The sequence below is a fragment of the Halomonas alkaliantarctica genome (assembly GCF_029854215.1).
GTDB classification, from domain to species: domain Bacteria; phylum Pseudomonadota; class Gammaproteobacteria; order Pseudomonadales; family Halomonadaceae; genus Vreelandella; species Vreelandella alkaliantarctica_A.
Genome location: NZ_CP122961.1, coordinates 3,779,289 through 3,800,992, shown reverse-complemented (window position 1 = coordinate 3,800,992; position 21,704 = coordinate 3,779,289). Strand labels below are relative to the sequence as shown.

General features: G+C 54.2%; 18 protein-coding genes. 13 read left to right on the top strand and 5 right to left on the bottom strand.

Annotated features, from left to right (window positions below; genetic code table 11):
* The first annotated feature begins 75 nt into the window (after positions 1–75).
* The 5 genes from QEN58_RS17430 to QEN58_RS17410 all read left to right on the top strand — a co-directional run bounded on the left by QEN58_RS17430 (position 76) and on the right by QEN58_RS17410 (position 6,170).
* Positions 76–870, top strand: a complete 795-nt coding sequence (locus QEN58_RS17430; RefSeq protein ID WP_280104860.1) for a gamma-glutamyl-gamma-aminobutyrate hydrolase family protein — start codon at positions 76–78, stop codon at positions 868–870.
* A gap of 34 nt (positions 871–904) precedes the next feature.
* Positions 905–2,281, top strand: coding sequence for an aspartate aminotransferase family protein (locus QEN58_RS17425; protein WP_280104859.1), 1,377 nt, complete (start codon positions 905–907; stop codon positions 2,279–2,281).
* A complete protein-coding gene (locus QEN58_RS17420; protein WP_280104858.1) occupies positions 2,281–3,780 on the top strand; it encodes an aldehyde dehydrogenase in 1,500 nt (499 codons plus the stop codon). The genes QEN58_RS17425 and QEN58_RS17420 overlap by 1 nt, the downstream gene beginning before the upstream one ends.
* Positions 3,781–4,001: 221 nt before the next feature.
* Positions 4,002–5,456, top strand: a complete 1,455-nt coding sequence (gene nhaC, locus QEN58_RS17415; protein ID WP_280104857.1) for a Na+/H+ antiporter NhaC — start codon at positions 4,002–4,004, stop codon at positions 5,454–5,456.
* A gap of 162 nt (positions 5,457–5,618) precedes the next feature.
* Positions 5,619–6,170 (top strand): cupin domain-containing protein, encoded by a 552-nt coding sequence (locus QEN58_RS17410; protein WP_280104856.1) that lies wholly within the window; start codon positions 5,619–5,621, stop codon positions 6,168–6,170.
* A 73-nt stretch (positions 6,171–6,243) separates the two neighbouring features.
* Here QEN58_RS17410 and QEN58_RS17405 read toward each other — a convergent pair whose 3' ends face one another.
* The 3 genes from QEN58_RS17405 to QEN58_RS17395 all read right to left on the bottom strand — a co-directional run bounded on the left by QEN58_RS17405 (position 6,244) and on the right by QEN58_RS17395 (position 9,180).
* Positions 6,244–6,984, bottom strand: a complete 741-nt coding sequence (locus tag QEN58_RS17405; protein ID WP_280104855.1) for a TSUP family transporter — start codon at positions 6,982–6,984, stop codon at positions 6,244–6,246.
* Positions 6,985–6,994: 10 nt separating this feature from the next.
* Positions 6,995–7,675: a transglycosylase SLT domain-containing protein gene (locus QEN58_RS17400; protein WP_280104854.1), complete on the bottom strand. Its 681-nt coding sequence runs from the start codon at positions 7,673–7,675 to the stop codon at positions 6,995–6,997.
* A gap of 86 nt (positions 7,676–7,761) precedes the next feature.
* The gene (locus tag QEN58_RS17395) at positions 7,762–9,180 is read right to left on the bottom strand and encodes an aminotransferase-like domain-containing protein (protein ID WP_280104853.1); all 1,419 of its coding nucleotides are present in this window, start codon (positions 9,178–9,180) and stop codon (positions 7,762–7,764) included.
* A 279-nt stretch (positions 9,181–9,459) separates the two neighbouring features.
* Between QEN58_RS17395 and QEN58_RS17390 the strand changes: the two genes are divergently transcribed.
* The 3 genes from QEN58_RS17390 to gabT are packed head-to-tail and all read left to right on the top strand — an operon-like array spanning position 9,460 to position 13,656.
* Entirely contained in the window at positions 9,460–10,875 is a 1,416-nt protein-coding gene (locus QEN58_RS17390; RefSeq protein WP_280104852.1) for an APC family permease, read from the top strand.
* 46 nt (positions 10,876–10,921) lie between these two features.
* Positions 10,922–12,373 (top strand): NAD-dependent succinate-semialdehyde dehydrogenase, encoded by a 1,452-nt coding sequence (locus tag QEN58_RS17385; protein WP_280104851.1) that lies wholly within the window; start codon positions 10,922–10,924, stop codon positions 12,371–12,373.
* A gap of 11 nt (positions 12,374–12,384) precedes the next feature.
* A complete protein-coding gene (gabT, locus tag QEN58_RS17380) occupies positions 12,385–13,656 on the top strand; it encodes a 4-aminobutyrate--2-oxoglutarate transaminase (protein WP_280104850.1) in 1,272 nt (423 codons plus the stop codon).
* Between the two features lie 464 nt (positions 13,657–14,120).
* Here the strand turns inward: gabT and QEN58_RS17375 are convergent, their stop codons facing one another.
* A complete protein-coding gene (locus QEN58_RS17375) occupies positions 14,121–14,870 on the bottom strand; it encodes a cache domain-containing protein (protein WP_280104849.1) in 750 nt (249 codons plus the stop codon).
* A gap of 116 nt (positions 14,871–14,986) precedes the next feature.
* Positions 14,987–15,739, bottom strand: coding sequence for a FadR/GntR family transcriptional regulator (locus tag QEN58_RS17370; protein ID WP_280104848.1), 753 nt, complete (start codon positions 15,737–15,739; stop codon positions 14,987–14,989).
* Between the two features lie 254 nt (positions 15,740–15,993).
* On the opposite strand from QEN58_RS17370, the gene QEN58_RS17365 reads away from it, so the two are divergent.
* From QEN58_RS17365 to QEN58_RS17345, 5 genes are all read left to right on the top strand, one after another.
* Positions 15,994–17,418, top strand: coding sequence for a gamma-aminobutyraldehyde dehydrogenase (locus QEN58_RS17365; RefSeq protein ID WP_280104847.1), 1,425 nt, complete (start codon positions 15,994–15,996; stop codon positions 17,416–17,418).
* A gap of 233 nt (positions 17,419–17,651) precedes the next feature.
* Positions 17,652–18,257: a dimethylamine monooxygenase subunit DmmA family protein gene (locus QEN58_RS17360; protein ID WP_280104846.1), complete on the top strand. Its 606-nt coding sequence runs from the start codon at positions 17,652–17,654 to the stop codon at positions 18,255–18,257.
* Positions 18,254–19,222: a PDR/VanB family oxidoreductase gene (locus tag QEN58_RS17355; RefSeq protein WP_280104845.1), complete on the top strand. Its 969-nt coding sequence runs from the start codon at positions 18,254–18,256 to the stop codon at positions 19,220–19,222. The genes QEN58_RS17360 and QEN58_RS17355 overlap by 4 nt, the downstream gene beginning before the upstream one ends.
* Before the next feature lie 15 nt (positions 19,223–19,237).
* Entirely contained in the window at positions 19,238–20,284 is a 1,047-nt protein-coding gene (locus QEN58_RS17350; protein WP_280104844.1) for a heme-dependent oxidative N-demethylase family protein, read from the top strand.
* A gap of 72 nt (positions 20,285–20,356) precedes the next feature.
* Complete coding sequence (locus tag QEN58_RS17345) at positions 20,357–21,562, top strand: MFS transporter (protein ID WP_341870832.1); 1,206 nt, start codon at positions 20,357–20,359, stop codon at positions 21,560–21,562.
* Positions 21,563–21,704 lie beyond the last annotated feature (142 nt).

Sequence of the window (21,704 nt, the reverse complement as noted above, 5' to 3'; positions counted from 1 at the left end):
TGGAAAATAAAACGAGTCACGCTATGTTGAATTGAGTGTTGAATAAAACATAACAACCGACAAAGTGGTTTGACTATGCAAGCAACGCATTCTCCGCGCCCCCTAGTGGGGGTAATCGCCTGCTGTCGAGAGGTGGAAGGTCATCCTGCCCAAATGGTGACCGATAAATTTCTTCAAGCGCTCTACCACTACGGCCTCACGCCGGTGATTCTTCCTGTGTTGGTGACTGATATAGCGACGCCCGAGCAGCGCGCAGAGCAGGCTGTCGATCTGTTGGGCAGCCTGGATGGCTTGATGCTCACCGGCAGTTACACCAATGTTTCGCCTGATCGCTACGGCGCTGAACGCGCCCCAGAGAATACCCGTGACGACGCAAGGCGTGACGAAGCGGCGCTTTGCTGGGTGCATGAGGCGTTACGTCAGGCGTTACCTTTATTGGGCATTTGTCGTGGCTTTCAGGAAATGAACGTCGCTCTTGGGGGCACGCTTCACCAAGCCGTACAAACGCTACCAGGCATGCTGGATCATCGTGAGCCGCCCGCTGACGACATGGCAGGCCATTATGCACCCTCCCACGCGGTCAATATTCGCCCTAATGGTGCCTTGGCGGCACTCTATAGCGGCGAGCATGCTGAGGTAAATTCACTGCACCAGCAGGGGATTGATCGGCTGGCGCCGGGCTTGGAAGCCGAAGCATGGGCGCCTGATGGGTTAGTGGAAGCGGTCTCCGTGCGCGACGCTGCTGCGTTTGCACTGGCCGTTCAGTGGCATCCGGAGTGGCGCCCTAAAGAACATCCTTTTTATGACGCCCTGTTCCAGGGGTTTGCGGCGGCCTGCCGTCAGCATCGTACCCAGCGGGCTGCTGGCTGAACGCTTATTGCAACCACTGAACAGGAGCTTATCTATGCAGACCCAGGATTACCAGGCGTTGGATCGCCAGCATCACCTTCATCCATTTACCGATTTTAAATCGCTCGGCGAAGAGGGTAGCCGCATCATTACTCACGCCGATGGCGTGTACATCCACGACAGCCAGGGCAATCGTATTCTTGATGGTATGGCGGGCCTTTGGTGCGTCAATCTTGGTTACGGGCGTCAGGAGTTGGTTGAGGCTGCCACCGAGCAGATGCAGCAGTTGCCGTATTACAACAACTTCTTTAAAACCACCCACCCGCCGGCAGTGAAGCTAGCCGCCAAGCTAAGTGAGCTGGCACCCGAGCATATTAATCATGTGTTCTTCACGGGATCCGGTTCCGAAGCCAACGATACCGTACTGCGCATGGTGCGACGCTATTGGGCGATCAAAGGCAAGCCGGAAAAACAATGGATCATCTCGCGTGAAAATGGATATCACGGCTCTACCGTTGCGGGCATGAGCCTTGGCGGCATGGCGCCGATGCATGATCAAGGCGGCCCCTGTGTGCCGGGCATTACTCATATTTGCCAACCTTACTGGTTTGGAGAAGGGCGCGACATGAGTCAGGAGGCCTTTGGCAAGCAGTGTGCGCAAGCGCTAGAAGAGCGAATCCTGGCATTGGGTGAAGACAACGTAGCGGCCTTTATTGCTGAGCCGGTGCAGGGCGCAGGCGGTGCAATTATTCCGCCGGACAGCTATTGGCCTGCGGTGAAAGAGGTACTGGCTAAGTACGATATTTTGCTGATTGCCGACGAAGTAATTTGCGGCTTCGGGCGTTTAGGTGAGTGGTTTGGCAGTACTCACTATGGGCTAACACCTGACCTGATGCCGATTGCCAAAGGGTTGTCGTCGGGCTATCTGCCCATTGGCGCGGTGCTGGTGGGAGACCGCGTGACTGATACATTGATTGAAGATGGCGGTGAGTTCTTCCACGGCTTTACTTACTCGGGTCACCCGGTCTGTGCGGCTGTTGCGCTTAAAAATCTCGAACTGATGGAACGTGAGCAGGTGGTCGACAACGTTCGTAATGACCTGGGTCCTTATCTGGCGAAACGTTGGCAGGAGTTGGCGGAACATCCGTTGGTGGGGGAGGCGCGTTCGTTAGGCTTGATCGGTGCGCTTGAGCTGGTTGCTGACAAGATGACCGGTGTGCGCTTCGATAAATCCCTTTCCGTAGGCAATCTGTGCCGTGATTTGTGTTTCGAAAACGGGCTTGTGATGCGCTCAGTGGGCGACACCATGGTGATGTCCCCACCACTCGTCATCACGCGCACTGAAATTGATGAACTGGTGAGCAAAGCGCATTTGGCTCTGGACAAAACAGCCGAAAAGCTGGCGATAACACACCCCATGGAGAGTGCGTAATGGCGGCAGATAACACGAAAACCTTAGCCGATTGGCAAGCAAAAGCAGCGTCACTGAGCTTTGAAACGCGCGCTTTCATCAATGGCGAGTTTGTGGACGCCGTCGATGGCAACACACTGACCAGTATCAATCCTGCTACAGGAAACGTGCTTGCGGAGGTGGCCAGCTGCGATGCGCCAGACGCTGAGCGTGCAACGCAAGCGGCCCGTTCAACCTTTAATAGCGGTGTTTGGTCACGTTGCAACCCGAGTCAACGCAAACGCGTGTTGCTGCGCCTCGCGGATTTGGTGGAGACGCATCGCGATGAGTTGGCATTACTCGATACGCTCGATATGGGTAAGCCTATTTCCAGCTCACTGGGCGACTTGGCGGGTACGGTGGCTTGCTTACGCTATCAGGCGGAATGTATCGATAAGCTCTATGGCGAAGTGGCCCCCACGGGAGATAGTGCGCTCGGGTTGGTGCTACGTGAACCCATGGGCGTTGTTGCGGCGATTGTGCCATGGAATTTCCCACTGATGATGACGTCCTGGAAGATTGCTCCAGCACTGGCCGCGGGCAACAGCGTAATTCTCAAACCGTCGGAAAAATCGCCTTTGTCGGCGCTGCGCTTGGCCCATCTTGCCCAGGAAGCCGGTATTCCTGATGGCGTATTTCAGGTTTTACCCGGTTACGGCCATACGGTGGGCAAAGCCCTGGCGCTCTCCATGCAGGTAGATTGCTTGGCGTTTACCGGCTCCACGGCGGTGGGTAAACAGCTCATGCAGTACGCCGGGAAATCCAACCTGAAACGCGTGTTTCTGGAGTGCGGTGGCAAAAGCCCAAACATCGTATTTGCCGACTGTCAGCATCTAGATGCCGTCGCCCAAAGCGCTGCAGAAGCTATTTTCCACAACCAAGGTGAAGTCTGTATTGCCGGTTCGCGCCTGTTGGTGGAAAACAGTATTCGCCAGGATTTTGTGGCACGCGTGGTGAAAGCTGCTGAGCATATGCAGCCAGGAGACCCACTCGACCCAGATAGCTTCATGGGCGCCATGGTCGATGAAGCGCAGTATCAACGAGTACTTGAGTATATTCGCCAGGGCGAAAGCGAAGGTGCCACCTTGAAGTTGGAGGGCGAAGCCAGCGACTCCAATGGGTATTTCCTGGCGCCAACGGTTTTTGATGATGTTACCCCTGATATGCGTATTGGTCGCGAAGAAATCTTTGGCCCGGTGCTGAGCGTGTTTGGTTTCGACAGCGAAGAGCAAGCAATTGCACTGGCCAATGATAGTGACTTTGGCCTCGCGGCCGGCGTTTGGAGTCAGGATATTGACCGCATTATGCGGGTCTCACGGCGTCTGCAATCCGGCCAGGTATATGTGAATAACTGGGCGGGTATCGATCAGACAGTGCCTTTCGGCGGCGTCAAGCAGTCGGGCAATGGGCGTGATAAATCGCTTCATGCGCAGGAGAAATACTGCGAAGTGAAGACGGTGTGGATGTCGCTGAGCGTTTGAACCGGCGAAGTTCTTAACGAGCTTCGCCTGGGCACTTCACCCTTTATTGATGAGATTCAACAGCGCGAGGTGTCACGGCAAATGCCGTGCCCCTCGCCGAGGGGGCTTTGTGCCTGAAAAACCAATAAAAACAAGCATAACAATGATCTGAGTCGCCATCACTGCAATGATTTCCTAACGGAAATACGACGACCAATAATCAAACATTAAGTGAGGACATTATGTCGACTGACCACTCTGCTAAGGAAGACCACGAAACTCCCCGCCCAAGTTTAAAAGCGACGATGATACCGATTTTGTTTATGGCGGCGTCATTGGGAGTTTTTATCGGTTATTTCCAAACTGATCCGCATTTACCGCTATTTTTGAGTGCCATTGTGGCAACCTGTGTGGCCGTGGCTACGGGCAGCCGTTGGAAGCGCCTCGAAGCGGGGATTCTACGCTCCATTGGCCTGACGACTCAGGCGATTGTGATTCTCATCATTATCGGCACCATTATTGGCTACTGGATTGCCGGTGGGATTGTGCCCACCATGATCTATTATGGGCTGAGCATTCTGGCGCCGGATTACTTTTTGGTAGCGGCTTGCCTGATCTGCTGTTTGGTATCGTTGGCCGGCGGGAACGCCTGGACGGCGGCAGGCACTATTGGCATCGCCCTGATGGGGGTCGGTGAAGGGCTAGGTCTTAATCCGGCGATGGTAGCAGGTGCCGTGATCTCTGGGGTTTATTTTGGTGACAAGATTTCCCCACTTTCCGAAACGACTAACATGGCGCCAGGTGTCGTCGGTGTCGATCTGTTTGAACACATTCGCTATATGCTCTACACCACGGTTCCGGCGCTTGCGGTGGCGCTGGTGCTTTACACCATAATTGGCCTGAACATGACGCCTTCCGGCGATGGCGCGACACAAGTTGCGGAGTTGCAGCAGAGTTTAAATGAGCTATTCATCATTAGTCCCTGGCTGCTGCTGGTGCCGGCAGCAGTTATCGTGATGATGGTAAAAAAGGTGCCTGCGATCCCTGCGCTTGCTGTTGGTTCGCTAATGGGAATCGTCTGCGCGATAGTGGTGCAGGGTGTATCTCTAGGTGATAGCTTCACTATTTTTGTGGAAGGCTACGCGGTAGACACTGGCAATGCCACGGTGGACGACTTACTGACCAATGGCGGTGTTAACGCCATGATGTGGACGGTATCGCTGATCATTATCGCAATGAGCTTTGGCGGGATTCTCGAATCGGCTGGTTTTTTCCGTACCATCGTGGAAAACCTGCTCAAACTGGCCAAGACCACTGGCAGCCTTATTGCTACTACGGTTGCGACAGCGATGGCTGCTAATGTCGTGGGGTGCGATCAGTATCTCAGCATTATTCTGCCCGCCCGCATGTATGCCAGCGAGTACAAGCGTCGCTCGCTTAAACTAAAAAACCTTTCGCGCACGGTAGAGGATGCCGGCACCATGACATCGCCGCTAGTACCTTGGAATACCTGCGGTGCCTTTATGTTTGCCACGCTAGGCGTTAGTGCTTTCAGTTACGCACCCTATGCCTTTTTAGCGCTGCTGAGTCCGCTATTTGCCATTCTTTATGGCTTCACCGGCTTCCGAATTGCTTACGAAGACGAGCCTCAAGAGTTTGACGTGTCCTCTGAGTTGGCTGATGCTCGAAGTACTTGAGCTGATCACGACGATGCACGCCGACTAAGCGCGCTATCTGTTATAGAGAGCCTCCTTTCAATTAGGTTTTTGCCCCACAGCCGTGGGGTTTTTTTTGCGCTATTATGTGCCCGTCAATAGACCAATAACGTAATTTACTTATTGATAGGGAGTGAAAAAAGCATGTCGGATGACGTGGGTGCGAGCTTGCGCTCTCTGCGCAAGCAGCGAGGGATTTCGCAGCGTGAACTAGCAAAGTTGTGTGGGGTTACTCACTCAAGCCTTTCGCTAATAGAGCAAGGAAAAGTTAGCCCATCTGTCAGTTCCCTGAAGAAAATCCTAAACGCATTCTCTATGAGCGTCGGTGATTTTTTTACAATGGATCTGGATAGTCAGGAGCAGGTGTTCTATTCGGCGGATGAATTAGTTGATATTGCCTCTGGTGATATTTCTTTCAAGCTTGTCGGGGCAAATCGTCCTAATCGTGCCTTGGCTTTTATGATTGAGCGGTATTTACCGGGGGCTGATACTGGGCAAGCCATGATTACGCACTATGGTGAAGAGGCTGGCTTTGTTGTAGAAGGTGAGATTGAAATCATCGTTGGAAGCAATACGAGGCGCTTAGGGCCAGGGGAGTCATACTATTTCAAGACAACCACTCCGCACCGTTTCAGAAACATCGGTGATACTCCTTGCAAGATAATCAGCTGCACTACGCCAGGTAAGTCATTCTGACATTACTGGCTTATATTGTGCGGCAACTGTTGCAGCAATGATGGCGCGCAAATCGCTTTTATCTCCCTCAACGCTAGCGGGTGAGCAGGAAGATCCCTTGCGCAAGGTAGAAAATACCAATGCCGGTCACGATCCAGCGGGTCCAGGTACGGAAATTGGCATCGGTGAGACGGTGTAAAATACGGTTGCCGGTATGGGTGCCAAAGATTGCAAACGGCGCTGCTAGCAGCACAATGCCCCATTCGCCGGTACTAAGCGCCATGGCGGCGCCGAGATAGAAGATGATTTTAATACTATGAGCCACTACCTGAATCATCGCCTTGGTGGCCACCACTTGGCGGCGATCCATTCGCGAGCGCACAAAGAAAATATCAATCAGCGGCCCGGAAACCCCCGCGGCGATCGTCAAACCACCAGAGGCAATACCGCAGAACAGTGCGTGGCTGGCACGGTTAGCATCCAGGTGAAACCAGCGCTTGGGCATCCAAACCAAGATGGGCATCAAGCCGATCAATATCGAGACGCTGGCGGCATTGGGGCTGTAGTTGAATAGCAGCAATAGACCTGCGGCGCTTGCTACACCCAGCGTCATAAACGCGACGATGCGCCAGACAATGTAGCGCCGTGAAAGCCACGCTCGTGATCCATTCGCCGTGAGCTGTATCACGCCGTGCACGGCCATCGCCGTACCCGCGGGAAAGATCAGCAGCAAAAACCATAGCAGTACCAAGCCGCCCGCCATACCAAATACGCCAGAGAGCATGGAGGTAAAAAACACCACGCTAACCAGAGCTGCACCAATCCATAGTGACATCGTTTATCCCTTAACTACGGCAAAATGGCCAGACTTGGTAAAACTTGCGGCACTGAAACTCCGCTTCGCAAGCGTTGAGCTGGGATTGGTAACGGCTAGCGCGCGCCGCCACTTGCCTGCCTGCACTCAATACCTGAGGTTTGCCACGGTAAGTGCCACGCTGGTAGCCGCCAGCGCCTTCGTGATAGGCGTAATAGAGGTGTTCAGGATTGCTAAGCGATATACCCGCCTGCTGCTGTGAACGGCGGTTATACCAGCCAATAAAATCCGTGGCGTGCTTCATGTGGGTTCGCCGGGCAAACAGGCTGCCAGCCTGATCCTCATACTCCTCCCAAACCGGGTCTTGGGCCTGGGCGTAGCCTTTGGCGGAGGAGGGGCGCGGGCCGGGGATAAAGCCTAAGTAGTATTTGCGATCTGGGCGGATATGGCTACGAAACGAAGACTCCTGCTGGATGAACGACATCTGGGTAGCAATCGGTGTGCCCCATTTCTCCTCGGATTCCTGAGCATAGTCGTACCAACTGGGCTGTTCGCGGAATATCTCGCAGATATTACTTTGATCCTGGGGCGGGTTGGGTGCAAAGGTGGCGCAGCCAGAGAGGAACAGAGCAAGGCCTATCGCCATCCAAAGACGAAGTGAGGCGAAAGCAGACGAAGAAGTAAAGATACGGTTATCAACAGGGCAGCGCATAAAAGTCCTTGTGAATAAGCTATTCAAAGATTGTGGATAAGATGTTGAGAAGCACTGCCTTATCACCAATGCGCTATTAGTAACCATTAGCGCAACAACGCTTCCAGGCTGCGACGCAGGCGCTGTGCTTCGCGCACCAGCGTTTCCCCTGACAGCATTCCGACGCCCATCACTAAGCCAACCCGTGGATCTGTTGGTGCACACACAGGGCTTAATGGACGCACGATCAAATGCTCTTTCAGCAGTGATTGAGCGATCCCTACATCGTTAACGTCCGGTTCAAATTCGACGCATAGACTGATGGCGCTGCTCGGCGGCGAAACGCTGCGTACCTGCGGCAGCGAGCGTAGTTGATCATGCAGCACCTGTTGGCGCCCTAAATAGTCGCGCTGAATGCGTCGGCACCAGGCATCCAAATCGCCATCAAAAATAAACTGTGCCAGCACGGCTTGATCCAGCATGCGGCCTTCGCGGAACAGTTCGCTGCGCAGGCGGTTCATTGGCCCGGCTAAATGACGCGGTACCACTAAATAGCCTAAGCGCAGTCCTGGAAACATCATCTTGGAAAACGAGCCTACCAGCAAGTGGCGCTCCGAGTGTGGGTCGAAAAGCAGGTTGGGGTGGTCGTCGCGGTTAAACTCGTAATCATCTTCGATAATATACGCGGGTGCTAAGGCGTCACATAAACGTTGTTTGTCAGCAGCACGAGTAGGCACGCTAAGCGGGTAGTGGTGCGAACCGGTTAGGTAGGCCAGCTTGACCGGTTCAGGAGTAGGCGGAAGGATGTGCCCCTGACCTGGCAGCCACGGCACTGGCTTAATTTCCAAACCTGCAGCGGTAAAGACATTGCGTGCCCCCCAGTAGCAGGGGGACTCCATGGCAACGGTGTTGCCTACATCGGCCAGCGCCACGGCGCATAGCTCAATGCCGTTATGGGTGCCGTCGGTGATGATTATCTGTTCAGTGTCGCAATTAATATTGCGCCAGCGCGCCAAGAAATCGCGTATCGCGCGCTTCAACGGGCCGTAGCCACCGGTGGAGTAGGAGAGCAGCAGGGCGTTTTGCGGCACCGTCACGCTGGCGTAGAGCTGCCGCCATTTTCGCATTGGAAACTGGGCGATGTCGGGAATACCAGGCACGAAGGCGCCGCTTTGGATCATGCTAGCGCCAGGGCTCTCCAGCACTCGCTGGGCGCGTGAAGAGAGCTGCGCATTGCCACGCGGGGAAAGGCTTGGCGTCACGGGCCAGCACGTCCAGGTGCCTTGGCCATGGGCGGTTTTCAGCAGTGCCTCTTTGAGTAGCGTATGAATCGCCAGCGCCAGGGTTTGGCGGGCAACGCCGAGAGCATCCGCCAACTGGCGATGGGAGGGCAGCCGCAGTCCGGAAGGCCACTGCTGAGTAATGGCCTGGCGCAATGCTTGCTCTATACGAACCTGCTTACTCAACCGTTCCGGCTGGAGTGCATAAAGTTGTACAAGTTGGTGCACGACCTTCTTGCGATCCATCTGGACACCCCTTAATCCCGCTTGACCCGCTAACGGCGAGCATTTAGACGAAAGCCGTATGAAAATAATGCACCCTTTCGGTGCGTATAAAAAGTGGTCTAGTCAAACACAAAAGTGGTGCATTCGTGTTTTCTCTCTCGCCTGCTAGCTTGTGGCTATCCTATTTAGCAAGACCGTTTAAAACGCGCCTGCTTAAAGCGAGGTTGCTAAAACCAAGATCAGGATATCGCGCCCCTGAGCGCCTAAGACAACATCCAATAACTGGCAGGACAATTTACAATGACCACACCCACATCAGAACAGGAAGGGCTCGTCCGGGTATTGGCCCGTGGCGATGTATTAGCGCTGGCCTTCGGCGCGATGATCGGCTGGGGCTGGATTGTACTCACCGGTACCGCCATTCAATCCGCTGGCAGCCTTGGTGCCATTATAGCGTTTATTATCGGCGGCTTAGCGATTGTCTTGGTCGGACTTACCTATGCAGAACTTGCCGCCGCGATGCCCAAAGTCGGTGGCGAGCACGTTTACAGCTACCGCGCTTTAGGCCACTTGCCTTCATTTTTGTGCACGTGGGCGATTATTTTGGGCTACTTAAGCGTAGTGGCCTTTGAAGCGGTAGCACTCCCCACGGTGATTGAACACTTGGCGCCCAACTACGCCGTAGGCCACCTATGGACGATTGCCGGGTGGGAAGTGAAAGCCACTTGGGTGGCGGTAGGCGTGGGTGGCTCTCTGGTCATGATGATCATCAACTACTTCGGCGTGACCACTGCTGCACTGCTGCAAAAGGTGGTCACCGGGCTGATTCTGCTGGTGGGGGTGATGTTTGTCACCGGTTCGCTGTTTGAAGGCGAAACCATCAATATGATGCCGCTATTCACCCAGGCCGACACCGGCGTGTTCGCGGGCATTGTTGCAGTGCTGGTGATGGTGCCGTTCCTGTTTGTGGGGTTTGACGTTATTCCCCAGGCCGCTGAAGAGATCAACCTGCCTTATAAAGCCATTGGCAAAGTGTTGATGATGTCGGTGATTCTGGCGGTGGTGTGGTACGCGCTGATTATTCTTGCGACCAGCTTGGCACTCAACAGTGAGGAATTGGCGGCAAGTTCGCTCAGCGTGCCGGATGCCATGGGCAGTCTGTTTAACGCCGAGTGGGCCAGCAACTTAATGGTCATGGCAGGTATTGCGGGCATCATTACCAGCTGGAATGCCTTCTACATTGGCGGCTCACGGGCGATCTATGCTCTGGCTAAAGCGGGCATGCTACCGGCACCGTTTGCCAAGCTGCACCCTCGCTATAGAACGCCTACCAACGCCATCTTTATGATGGGCTTTCTCTCCTGTCTGGCGCCTTTCTTTGGTCGCCCAGCATTGGTGTGGATCGTTAATGCGGGTGGCTTAGGCATCGTGTTGGCCTACCTGTTTGTGGCCATCTCCTTTGTGGTGCTGCGGGTGCGCGAACCTGATATGCCCCGCCCGTTCAAGGTGAGCAACGGCAAGCTGTGCGGCACCCTCGCTATCATCCTTTCTTTCGGTATGGCGTGCCTCTACCTGCCCGGTAGCCCGGCGGCGCTGAGCGGTGCGGAGTGGACCATCTTTGCCGGTTGGTCATTGCTTGGCCTGGCGCTATATGTCCACGCCCTGCGCACCTACGGGCGTGACTACAGCGATCAACATATGAAAGCGGAGCTGTAAGCCATCCTACGAGATTTTTGGACTTAAGCTTTTTTAGGAGCAACGTATGAGCTTTATCGAACAGTGGTTGCACGATGCGGTTCCCGCCTTGGTAGGCAGCGAGTGGCGTAAAGGCCAACAAACCTTTGCGGTGGATAACCCCGCCACCGGCGAAATCATTGCCCGCGTCGCCGATATGGGCGCCGACGATACCCGCGACGCCGTGGCGGCTGCTTACGAAGCAGGCGCTGCCTGGCGCGCCACCCCAGTGAAACAGCGCTCGGCCCTGCTACGCCGTTGGTTTGAGCTGATTAATGAGCACGCCGACGACCTCGCCCGCTTGATGACGTTGGAGCAGGGCAAGCCTCTGGCGGAAGCCAAAGGCGAAGTCATCTACGGCGCGTCGTTTATTGAGTTCTTCGCCGAAGAAGCCAAGCGCATGGCAGGGGAAACGCTGCCCAGCCACGGCGCGGACAAGCGCCTGCTGGTACTGCGTGAGCCGGTGGGGGTCGTCGCGGCGATTACCCCCTGGAACTTCCCGCTGGCGATGATCACCCGCAAGTGCGCCCCGGCGCTGGCCGCAGGCTGCACTGTGGTGATCAAACCTGCTGAAGCCACCCCGCTGACTGCACTGGCCGCGGCCTATTTAGCCCTGGAAGCTGGCCTGCCAGCAGGCACCATTAACGTGGTCACCGCTTCCAAACCGGCCGCCGTGGGTGAAGTGCTCACCACCGACCCTCGGGTGCGCAAGGTGTCGTTTACCGGCTCCACGCCGGTTGGCAAACATCTGTTAGCCCAGTGCGCCAGCACGGTGAAGAAAACCGCCATGGAACTGGGCGGCAACGCGCCGTTTATCGTGTTTGACGATGCCGATGTGGATGCCGCTGTTAATGGCGCCATCGCCTCCAAATTCCGTAACGCCGGACAAACCTGTGTCTGCACCAACCGCTTCCTGGTGCAGGACGGCATTTACGATACGTTCGTCGCCAAGCTCACCGAGCGTGTGAATGCGTTAAAAGTGGGTGATGGCCTGGCAGAAGGCAGTGTTATCGGCCCGCTGATCAACCAAGCGGCCGTCGATAAAGTGCAGCGTCATATTGATGACGCTATCAGCCACGGCGCGCGCGTACTGTGCGGCGGACAACCCCATGCAGCGGGTGAGCGCTTCTTTACCCCCACTGTGCTGGCGGATGTGACCACTGAAATGGCGGTCGCCGACGAAGAGACCTTCGGCCCAGTAGCGCCGGTGTTTCGCTTCCAGCGTGACGAAGAGGCCATCCAGATGGCCAACGACACGCCGTTCGGCCTGGCGGCGTACTTCTATGCCACTGACTACCGCCGCATCTGGCACACCATGGAGCAGTTGGAGTACGGCATGGTCGGCGTCAACGAAGGGTTGATCTCCACGGAGCTTGCGCCCTTTGGCGGCGTGAAAGAGTCCGGGCTGGGCCGCGAAGGCTCACACCACGGCCTCGATGAGTTTACTGAACTGAAATACGTCTGCGTTGGCGGTTTATAAGGAAAACTATGATGACTAACCAAGAATTGAACGACCTGAAAAACCGCTACGTGGCCAACGGTGCTGCCACGCCGACTACCCAGTTTGCTGAGCGCGCTGAAAACGCCGAGCTGTGGGATGCCGATGGCAATCGCTGGATCGACTTCGCGGGCGGCATTGGCGTGCTCAACCTGGGCCACCGCCACCCGAAAATCGTGGCGGCGGTAGAAGCGCAGCTCAAGAAAGTCATGCATACCAGCGCAGCGGTGATCTCCTACGCGCCTTACGTGCAGCTGTGCCAAAAGCTTTGCGAACTGACGCCAGTGCGCGGCCCCGAGCGCAAAGCGATGCTGGTCAACACCGGCGCCGAAGCGCTGGAAAACGCCGTGAAGATTGCCCGTGCCGCCACTGGCCGCACCGGTATTATCACATTTGATGGTGCCTTCCACGGCCGTACCATGATGACTCTGGCAATGACTGGCAAGGTGCTGCCCTACAAGAACGACTTCGGCCCGATGCCGGGCGACGTGTTCCGCGCACCGTTCCCCAACCCGCTGCACGGCATTAGCGAAGAAGCCTCGCTAAACGCCATTCGCACGCTGTTCAAGACCGATATCGCCCCACACCGCACGGCGGCCATCGTGATTGAGCCAGTACAGGGCGAAGGCGGTTTCTACATCGCCTCGCCGGATTACCTGAAAGCGCTGCGCGCGCTGTGCGACGAGCACGGCATCCTGCTGATTGCCGACGAAGTGCAGTCCGGCTTTGCCCGTACCGGCAAGCTGTTTGCCCTGGAACACAGCGGTATTGAGGCGGATATTCTGACCACCGCGAAAAGCCTCGCTAACGGCATGCCGCTCTCTGCGGTTGTCGGCTCTGCTAAAGTAATGGATGCCTCTGGCCCTAACTCACTAGGCGGCACCTACAGCGGTAACCCACTCTCCTGTGCGGCAGCATTGGCGGTGATTGAAGCGATCGAGGAAGAGAATATTCTTGAGCGCAGCGAGCAGATGGGCAAAATGCTGGCAGAGCGTTTCGCGGTATGGGAAGAGCGCTTCCCCACCGTGGCCCACGGCCGTCAGCTAGGCGCCATGGCCGCGTTTGAACTGCTCGATAGCGACGGCAAGCCAGATGCGCAAATGACCGGAGCGCTCTGCGCCAAAGCCCGCGAGAAAGGCCTGATCCTGCTTTCCTGCGGTTTCTACGGCAACAGCATCCGCATTCTGGTACCGCTGACGGTATCGTCTTCGGTACTGGAAGAGGGCTTGAGCATTATCGAGCAGTCCCTGGAAGCACTTAGCTAATACCCTTTTAAGCATTATCTAACCCGCCATCGTCAAACAGCGAAAGCAGTTGTCGATTGGCGGGTTTTGTTAAAATGCTAACTACTGTCGTAGTTTTAAAATGTTATTTGTCTCTTGAATTGGGCCAATATAAGTTTTTCCTACAACACAAGAGTATGGAGTAGGTGGCGTCCGAGTTATGTACCTTGCCAGGGGCTGGACATTTACTGGATATTCAAGCAAGAGTGTTTGGGTCCTTCTTTACTCCTCCTCGCACCTGAGGGCGGAAACACCTTACAGCCAGCAGTACCTTTACATTGGCATCCAGTGTGTCACGCCAACTGACCGGCACCTTGCCATAGACAAAGAAAATCTTGAGCACCGGAAGTCGGTTTATGCAAGTGTGGAGTGCCGACACCCTCACCCCTAGTCGGGCCGCACCTGCGACTGGGAGAAGGCTTAGAGCAATCTAAATCTCATATCTATCAGACCACCTTGCGCAGTCCAGGCAGAATCACAAGCGACCAGCCTGCTTCTGACTCTGGCAAGGCCAAGCGATTTCCGGTTAGGGGTATGGTGCTCAGTAGATTTGAAGCCAGATCGCCCACCATCCAGTTGGCAGTATTGGAAGCGATGATTCGCTCATCTGAGGAAATCAATACCACCTCGCGCTCTAGGCGCATTAGGCTGCGCACCAGGCGACGCTCGACGCTATGTAGCGATAAGTCAATTCCGGCAACACCGATGAAGCGACCCTGTACAAAAATCGGTATGGTGAAAGTCAGCACATACATATTGGTGCCGTAAAGGTCAATATAGGGACCTTCCACTACACTCTTTCCGGTATGTCGTGGCCGGCAGTACCAAGGCATCTCGGTATAGTCATAATAGTTTTCCCGGCGATGGTCGAAATTTGGGCGCAAGGGTAGAGTCTTACCAGCATCTGCTAGGTACCACCACTCCAGATACATTTCCCGGTCGGCTAAGCAACAAGGTTCCAAAACGATGCCACCACCACAGCTGAACGTACCGGAGGCAAGCAACTGCTGGTTGATTGCCGGGCGCAGCAAAGCTAGGTCTTTAGACGCAGGCTGGCGGCCCTCGGCTTCTACGCGCTTCCAAAGCGCTTGGGTTTCTTCTACCAATTGGCGAACTTGGCCGAAGGTTGTTTTTAATGTTTTGTCGAGTTGCTGGGCGCACTCCGACAACGAATAATTATTGCTCAGGGAAGACATGGTATTACCTCATGCAGTTTGGCTTTCTTATTATGGGTCGCTATGGCTCGTCTCTATGATTCTGCAGGCCTATCTAATAATATTTAAAGCAATAATCGTGCCCAAAGTTGATGGTCTCAGCCTTCGTTCTCCTCAGCTAGCAGCCCCAGGCGAATGCTGAGAAGGCGCTTTATGCCGCGGCTGATGTGGGCTTCGGTCAGGGCCCCAGCTAAAACTGAATCGCCCGTTATCAGTGCCTGGAGAATGGCTCGGTGCTCCTGTTCGATTTCCCGCGCATTTCCACCACTGGCAGCTTCCATCCAAAGTAGTTCACCAACCTCCGACTGTAGTCGCATTTCGGTGTTAGTTAGTCGTAATGACTGGGCGGCAGCCGCCACCTCAATATGAAAGCGTGCATCGGCCCGATGCCGAGCTAGGCGCGATGTTGCCCGGCTAAGAGACTCAATATGCTGGGCGATGCGCTCATGTTGTTCGTGCGAGCTGCGCTTTGCAGCAAGGCGAGCAGCAGTGCCTGAAATGGCGATCTGCTCGTCGCCAATATCTCGTAGATCAGGACCGCTCATGTCGCTTAGGCGCTGTAACAGTAATTCTTCAGGCAGTTCGACAGGTGCGCGGACGAAGCTACCGCCGTTGCGACCTCGCCGAGTCTCAATCATGCCACGTTGACGCAGGGTAACTAATGCTTCTCGAAGCGTAACGGTAGCGACGCCCAACTGAAGAGCCAGCTCCGATTCGCTGGGTAGTTGCTGCCCTTCGGCAAATAGGCCGAGCTCAATAGCTTCTATGAGCTTTCGTGCCACCTCATCGGTCCGCCCTTCCTGGCGCAGTCGGATGAATGCGGTATTGCTATTAATATACTGAGCAGTCATTTCCTCTTCCTATCGGAGCATTTGCAGGGCTGTTCTGGTGCTGGGGCCAAAAGCTACAGTTTATTATCTTTTAACAAACCATTAGCTATCCAAACATCGATTATTTGCCTTTTTTGCCCTCAAATTTTCTTTTTCACGCCTGTTGGAAAATTTTAAAAAGTTAAGATATAGTTTTAAATGTTTTAACCTTTCGGTCACTGGTTCGTTATCGATCACCAGATGTCCTTCTGGCAATAATAACCTAGGAATGCACCATGCAAACCAAAATGCTGATCAATGGCCAGTTAGTTGAAGGGCTGGGCAGCCCATACACTGTATACAATCCTTCAAAGGGCGCAGTGCTGGTGAAAATCCCTGAAGCCAGCAACGAACAGGTTAACGCCGCTATACTCGCGGCGGACCAAGCATTCGAGAGCTGGTCACAGACGCCCCCTAAAGATCGCGCCCTGTTGCTATTGAAAATAGCAGATCGTATTGAAGCTGATGCAGAGTCCCTGGCGCGGCTAGAGTCTCAGAATTGCGGTAAGCCTTACCAAACCGTCCTTGATGATGAAATTCCGGCCATCGTCGACGTGTTCCGCTACTTCGCCGGTGCTAGTCGCTGCTTGTCTGGCTCTGCTGGAGGCGAGTATCTGCCAGGTCATACCTCAATGATTCGCCGCGATCCGGTTGGAGTCGTTGCATCCATCGCTCCGTGGAATTACCCATTAATGATGGCTGCCTGGAAGCTCGCTCCTGCCTTGGCCGCTGGCAACTGCGTAGTGCTCAAACCATCCGAGCAAACCCCGCTCACTGCTTTGGAGTTGGCGCGGCTCATAGTCGATCTCTTTCCGGCCGGGGTAGTGAACATCCTTTCCGGGCGCGGCCCAAGTGTAGGAGAGCCGCTAGTCAATCACGCGAAGGTACGCATGGTCTCGCTGACGGGATCTATTGCTACCGGGACAAGGATTATTGCCAGTACAGCTAGCAGCGTAAAAAGAACCCATATGGAGTTGGGTGGGAAGGCACCTGTACTCATCTTTGATGATGCCGATATAGATGATGCCGTTGAAGGTATTCGTGCTTTCGGTTTCTACAACGCTGGCCAAGATTGTACCGCGGCTTGCCGTCTGTACGTTCAGGGTGGCGTCTACGACGCTTTTGTCAGCAAGCTCGGCGAAGCGGTGGCCAGTCTGCGACATGGGCTTCAGGATGATCCTGAGACAGAATTGGGGCCATTGATCACTCGCGACCATCTGGAGCGTGTTGAAGGGTTCGTCGAGCGGGCCAAGGCCCAGCCGCACATTCGCGTGGTGACTGGCGGTAAGCGAGTCGAGGGGCCGGGCTTCTTCTTTGAACCAACTGTGCTAGCCGACGCTCACCAAGATGATGAAATCGTACAGCGTGAGGTGTTTGGGCCCGTGGTTAGTATCACGCGTTTCAACGATGAAGCGCAGGCTTTGGCTTACGCCAACGATTCAGACTACGGCTTAGCGTCTTCAGTTTGGACTCGAGATGTCGGCCGTGCCAACCGGTTGGCTGCAAGGCTTCAGTACGGCTGTACGTGGGTCAACACTCACTTCATGCTAGTTAGTGAAATGCCCCACGGTGGCATGAAACATTCCGGCTTCGGCAAAGACATGTCCATGTACGGATTGGAAGATTACACCTGCGTACGACACGTGATGTTTAAGCACTAATTAGGTTCGCTGCGCACCGTTAAGGTGCGTTTCTGCGCAACAAAAGCTACTTGTTTGATTAAACGAAAGGTCTTCAGATAGTTGAAAACCGTTTAATTTGGCCATGAAATATAACATATAAACTCATATGAAATATGGCATAGATTGTGCTTTAGCTTTGTAGCAGTTTGAAAATCAACCTTCATTGTTACCGCAATACGTAAATACGGTAACGGCTTAAGAGGTGTATCACGATGCTTATCACCGGTATCAAAAGCCGCCCGGTCTACGACCGGCTACAACCCATGGCCAGCGGCCGGAGCCATCTGATCGCAGGCCAAGGCAGCGGCGGTGAAGCAATGCTGCGCTTGCTCGCAGAAATGTCACCTACACAACGCCAGCAGAGCACCCTTCTCTATTCCACGGAAACATTCTCTGGCCATAGTCACTTGCAAGCGCTGCAGGAAGTAGAGGCTGGAGACGTTAATTTTTTCTCCAGCAACCAAGCGTTGATCGAAGCCTTGGCTCAAAGCCTAGGTGAAGTTCATATGGGGACTCGGCTATACCTGAGTGGTTCGGAGAGTTTTATCGGAACCGCTATGCAGGCGGCTAATGCAGTGGATTTGACACGCGACGAAGTGTTACGCGAGCACAGCGGCACCTTGGTACGAAGAGTCTGGTGCGCCCACTGTGACACCTATACCGAAAATGTCACTCACCGCGTATTCACTTGCCCTGGCTGCCAACTCGACTTGGTCGTGCGCGATCACTATTCCCGACGTCTAGCTGCTTTTCAAGGCATTAAGGCTGATGGTGAAGTCCCGGGCGAATTACCAGTTTCAGAGGAGCTCGATACATGAATACACAAAATGGCACCCTCAGTGTCCGCGTTACCCGCATTGAGCGGCTCACGCCCGAGATCAAGCGCTTCACCTTGGTCGACCCTGAAGATAAGCACTTGCCAGCCTTTTCTGGCGGCAGTCATGTGGTAGTGGTTCTCCAGGAAGGTGATAAAACTTACCGGAACGCTTACTCATTGATGAGTTCGCCCTATGATTCCAGTGCCTATCAAATCGCCGTGCGTCGGGCACCTGAAAGCCGTGGCGGTTCTCAGTGGCTACACGACAATGTTTGTGAAGGTAGCTTGTTGGAGATCATGCACCCGGCAAACCTATTTCCTCTGGCCAAGCACGCTCGCCATCATCTATTTATTGCGGGTGGCGTCGGGATCACTCCGGTGTATTCACAACTGGAAGAACTACAACTCAAAAAGGCTTCTTTTGAACTACACCTTGCTGTAAGAGGCCCAGAGCACTCAGCCCTTGGTCTGGAGCTACAGGCTCGATATGGCAAGCGCGTACATCTTTACGTTCAAGGGCAGGATGCGCCCATGGAGATACATGACCTCCTTGCTGCTCGCCCGCTGGGTAGCCACGTCTATGTATGCGGCCCAGAAAGCATGATAGAGCAAACCATCGAAACGGCTCATGACTTAGGCTGGACTAACAGCCACATCCACTTCGAACGCTTTGTCGAGCAAGGGTCTACTGGTCAACCCTTCAGCGTCACCCTCGCGCGCCAGGGGGTAACCATCGAAGTGCCTTCTGAGCAATCAATGCTCGAGGCTGCAGAACAGGCTGGCTACAAATTGCCTTACCTGTGTCGTGGTGGTGCCTGTGGTTATTGCGAAGCAAAGGTGTTGGAAGTCGACGGTGATCTGGATCATCGCGACGACTGGCTAAGCGAAGAAGACAAACTTAGTAAGCGCAAGTTTATGCCCTGCGTGTCGCGAGCTAACTGTAGCCGCCTAGTCGTAGACCTTTAACAGGAGAACAAAAAAATGACTGTATTTAAGCCGATTGAAACTTATGCCGATCAAGCCTCGAACCACACTTACAAGAATAGCCGCGAGGCGGTTCTGCGCTTACCCTTTCCATATCCAGAAGATCAGTACATGTACTCGATGAACGTCGAGCCCCATGTTCCTTCCGGCACTGGTGCGCTCCGAGCTCAATTCGACATAGACGAACATTACATCTCGGAATGCCATCACCGTGCACAGACACTTGATGCTCTGCCAGGCGTCCACTATTCAGCTCTGCCACACATGATGGAGGCTCAGTGGGATTTGCTTGAGCTACTAATGGAATCGTATTCACGCGATTTCCCAGAGCATTTCACTCTGGAGAAGAGCGGTAGCCAATGGCGCTGGATCAATCGTCCTCTGAATATTGATGATACTTTCACCTTCGGGGACACCAGTACCCTGCCTATGGATCCTATGGAATACATCACCCGCCAAGCTCAAGGCGAGTTCATTCTCCTTGAAGAGCGTGACGAAACTTTAGTCATGGGGGCTGGCATGGCCACGCAGCGCGCGGATTATTCGCTGCGTTTCAATTTGGGCATGAGCTTCATGGAGTTTCACGGGCCAGTCCCCAAGCTGCATGAAATGGGCATTCTGGAAAGGGCATTGAAGTTTCTGCTTCGCCTGCGATCAGACCACCCGGTTCGCCGCACCAACTGGTCTGTCACCGTTAATCCTCGCCTTGAAACGTCAGCCGAAACCCTTCCGGATTGGGCTCCTGAGCGCACCGAGGTGACAGCGGAGAATGCAGGTAAGCTAGTAAACCTGCGTATCGAGCTGCAGCCATTACATCGCTTGCCGCGCAGCAATGCAGTGTTATTCCCAGTGCGTACATACCTAGTCAGTCTAGAGGAGCTGGCCGAATACGCCCCGCAATGGGCCAAGCGTATGCACCGTGTAATCCGTGATTTGGACCAGGAATTGGTTGATTACAAAGGTTTTACCCGTTACCGGGACGCCATGGTCTCCTGGTTGTCCCAATACGACGATGGCACGCCGGTCGACGAGAGTCAGCAATAACACAGAAGTATCAAATGCATAACAATTCTGGCGCGTTTTCCCCATCGACGTGCTTAATCACAGGGAACACTTATGAAAACAATGCGCAACTTCTTACCCGAAAGCTGGGGTCTGGTTTTCTCAGCTGCCGGTGCAGCCTATGGCGTAGGTTTACTGGGTCTATGGGCCTTACCCTTTTTAATAAGCGCCATCATGCTTGACCTGCAGCTCAATGAAGCACAGGCAGGTTTGCTGATGTCAGCAGAGTTTGGATTCACTATGTTGGCTTCGCTGGTAATCGCTCCCTTTATGGGTCATGCACCTAGGCGTACCTTGACTATATTCGGAATCATATTGGCCATTTTTGCGAATATAGCGAGCGCCAACATCGAGAACATATATGTCTTGGCAGCAGTTCGCTGCTTTGCTGGCCTGGGTGCAGGTCTAGCACTGGCTTGCGGCAACGCATCCGTCTCTAGCGCTAAGAATCCGAACCTTGTTGCCGCACATATGAACATACTTTCAGTATTGCTGATGATAGTAGTGATGCTGGGGTACGCCAAGGTTATGGCTCAGTTTGGTCTATCTGGCCTGTATTACGCTATGGCCGCGACCATGGCTATTATGCTGTTAACCACACCAATGTTAGCCCAAAAAGCGCCGGTAGCCGAACGCCATTTATTGGCGAAAGGCACCAGCAAAGGCAAAAATAACGTTCTGTTAAGTTTGCCTGCAGTCTGCATGATGCTGGCCATGTTTGTCTTTCAGGCACGTGACACCATGGGCTGGGCATTCGTTGAGCGCATAGGTACAACGGTTGGATACAGTGGTGAAGAGCTGGGTGTGCTGTTATCACTTCAAGCATTTGTCGGATTACTCGGGCCTATCATTGCAGCGATGATCGGCAAGCGTTTTGGTATGAGCATGCCCGTCATTCTGGCGATTCTACTTACTGGCGCTACTAGCCTTAGCTATGTGCTTGGTGAGTATTCTACGACTCTCTATACCGCTGGTGTGATGACTATCTGTCTTACCTACTTCTATGCCCTTAGCTATCTGACTGGCCTGGCGGCAGAACTTGATCGTGAGGGGCGTGTGGCTGCTGCGGCAGGCAGTTTCCTTAGCCTGGGCTTGGCAGTAGGACCCGCTATCTCAGGTGGCCTTATTTCCCTAGGTGGATTTAGTCTGGCAGCGTGGGGAATTGGTGTAACAGTCGTATTGACTCTATTGTTAGTAACCCCGCCGTTAGCCAGCGTCCGGCGTGTGCCTGCCACTTCAGTACCAGTGGCGGCTCTATAGCCTTGTGCCTTGTAGTGCAGTGATTTGGTCCTTTACTTAGGCCCAGTCTTTGAAAAGTTTTGAAGTAAGCTCCTAGCATTAGCGAAGAAACGTATTTGGATTTCATTCGCACACTATTCAAAACCAATATCGCCACGGAGCT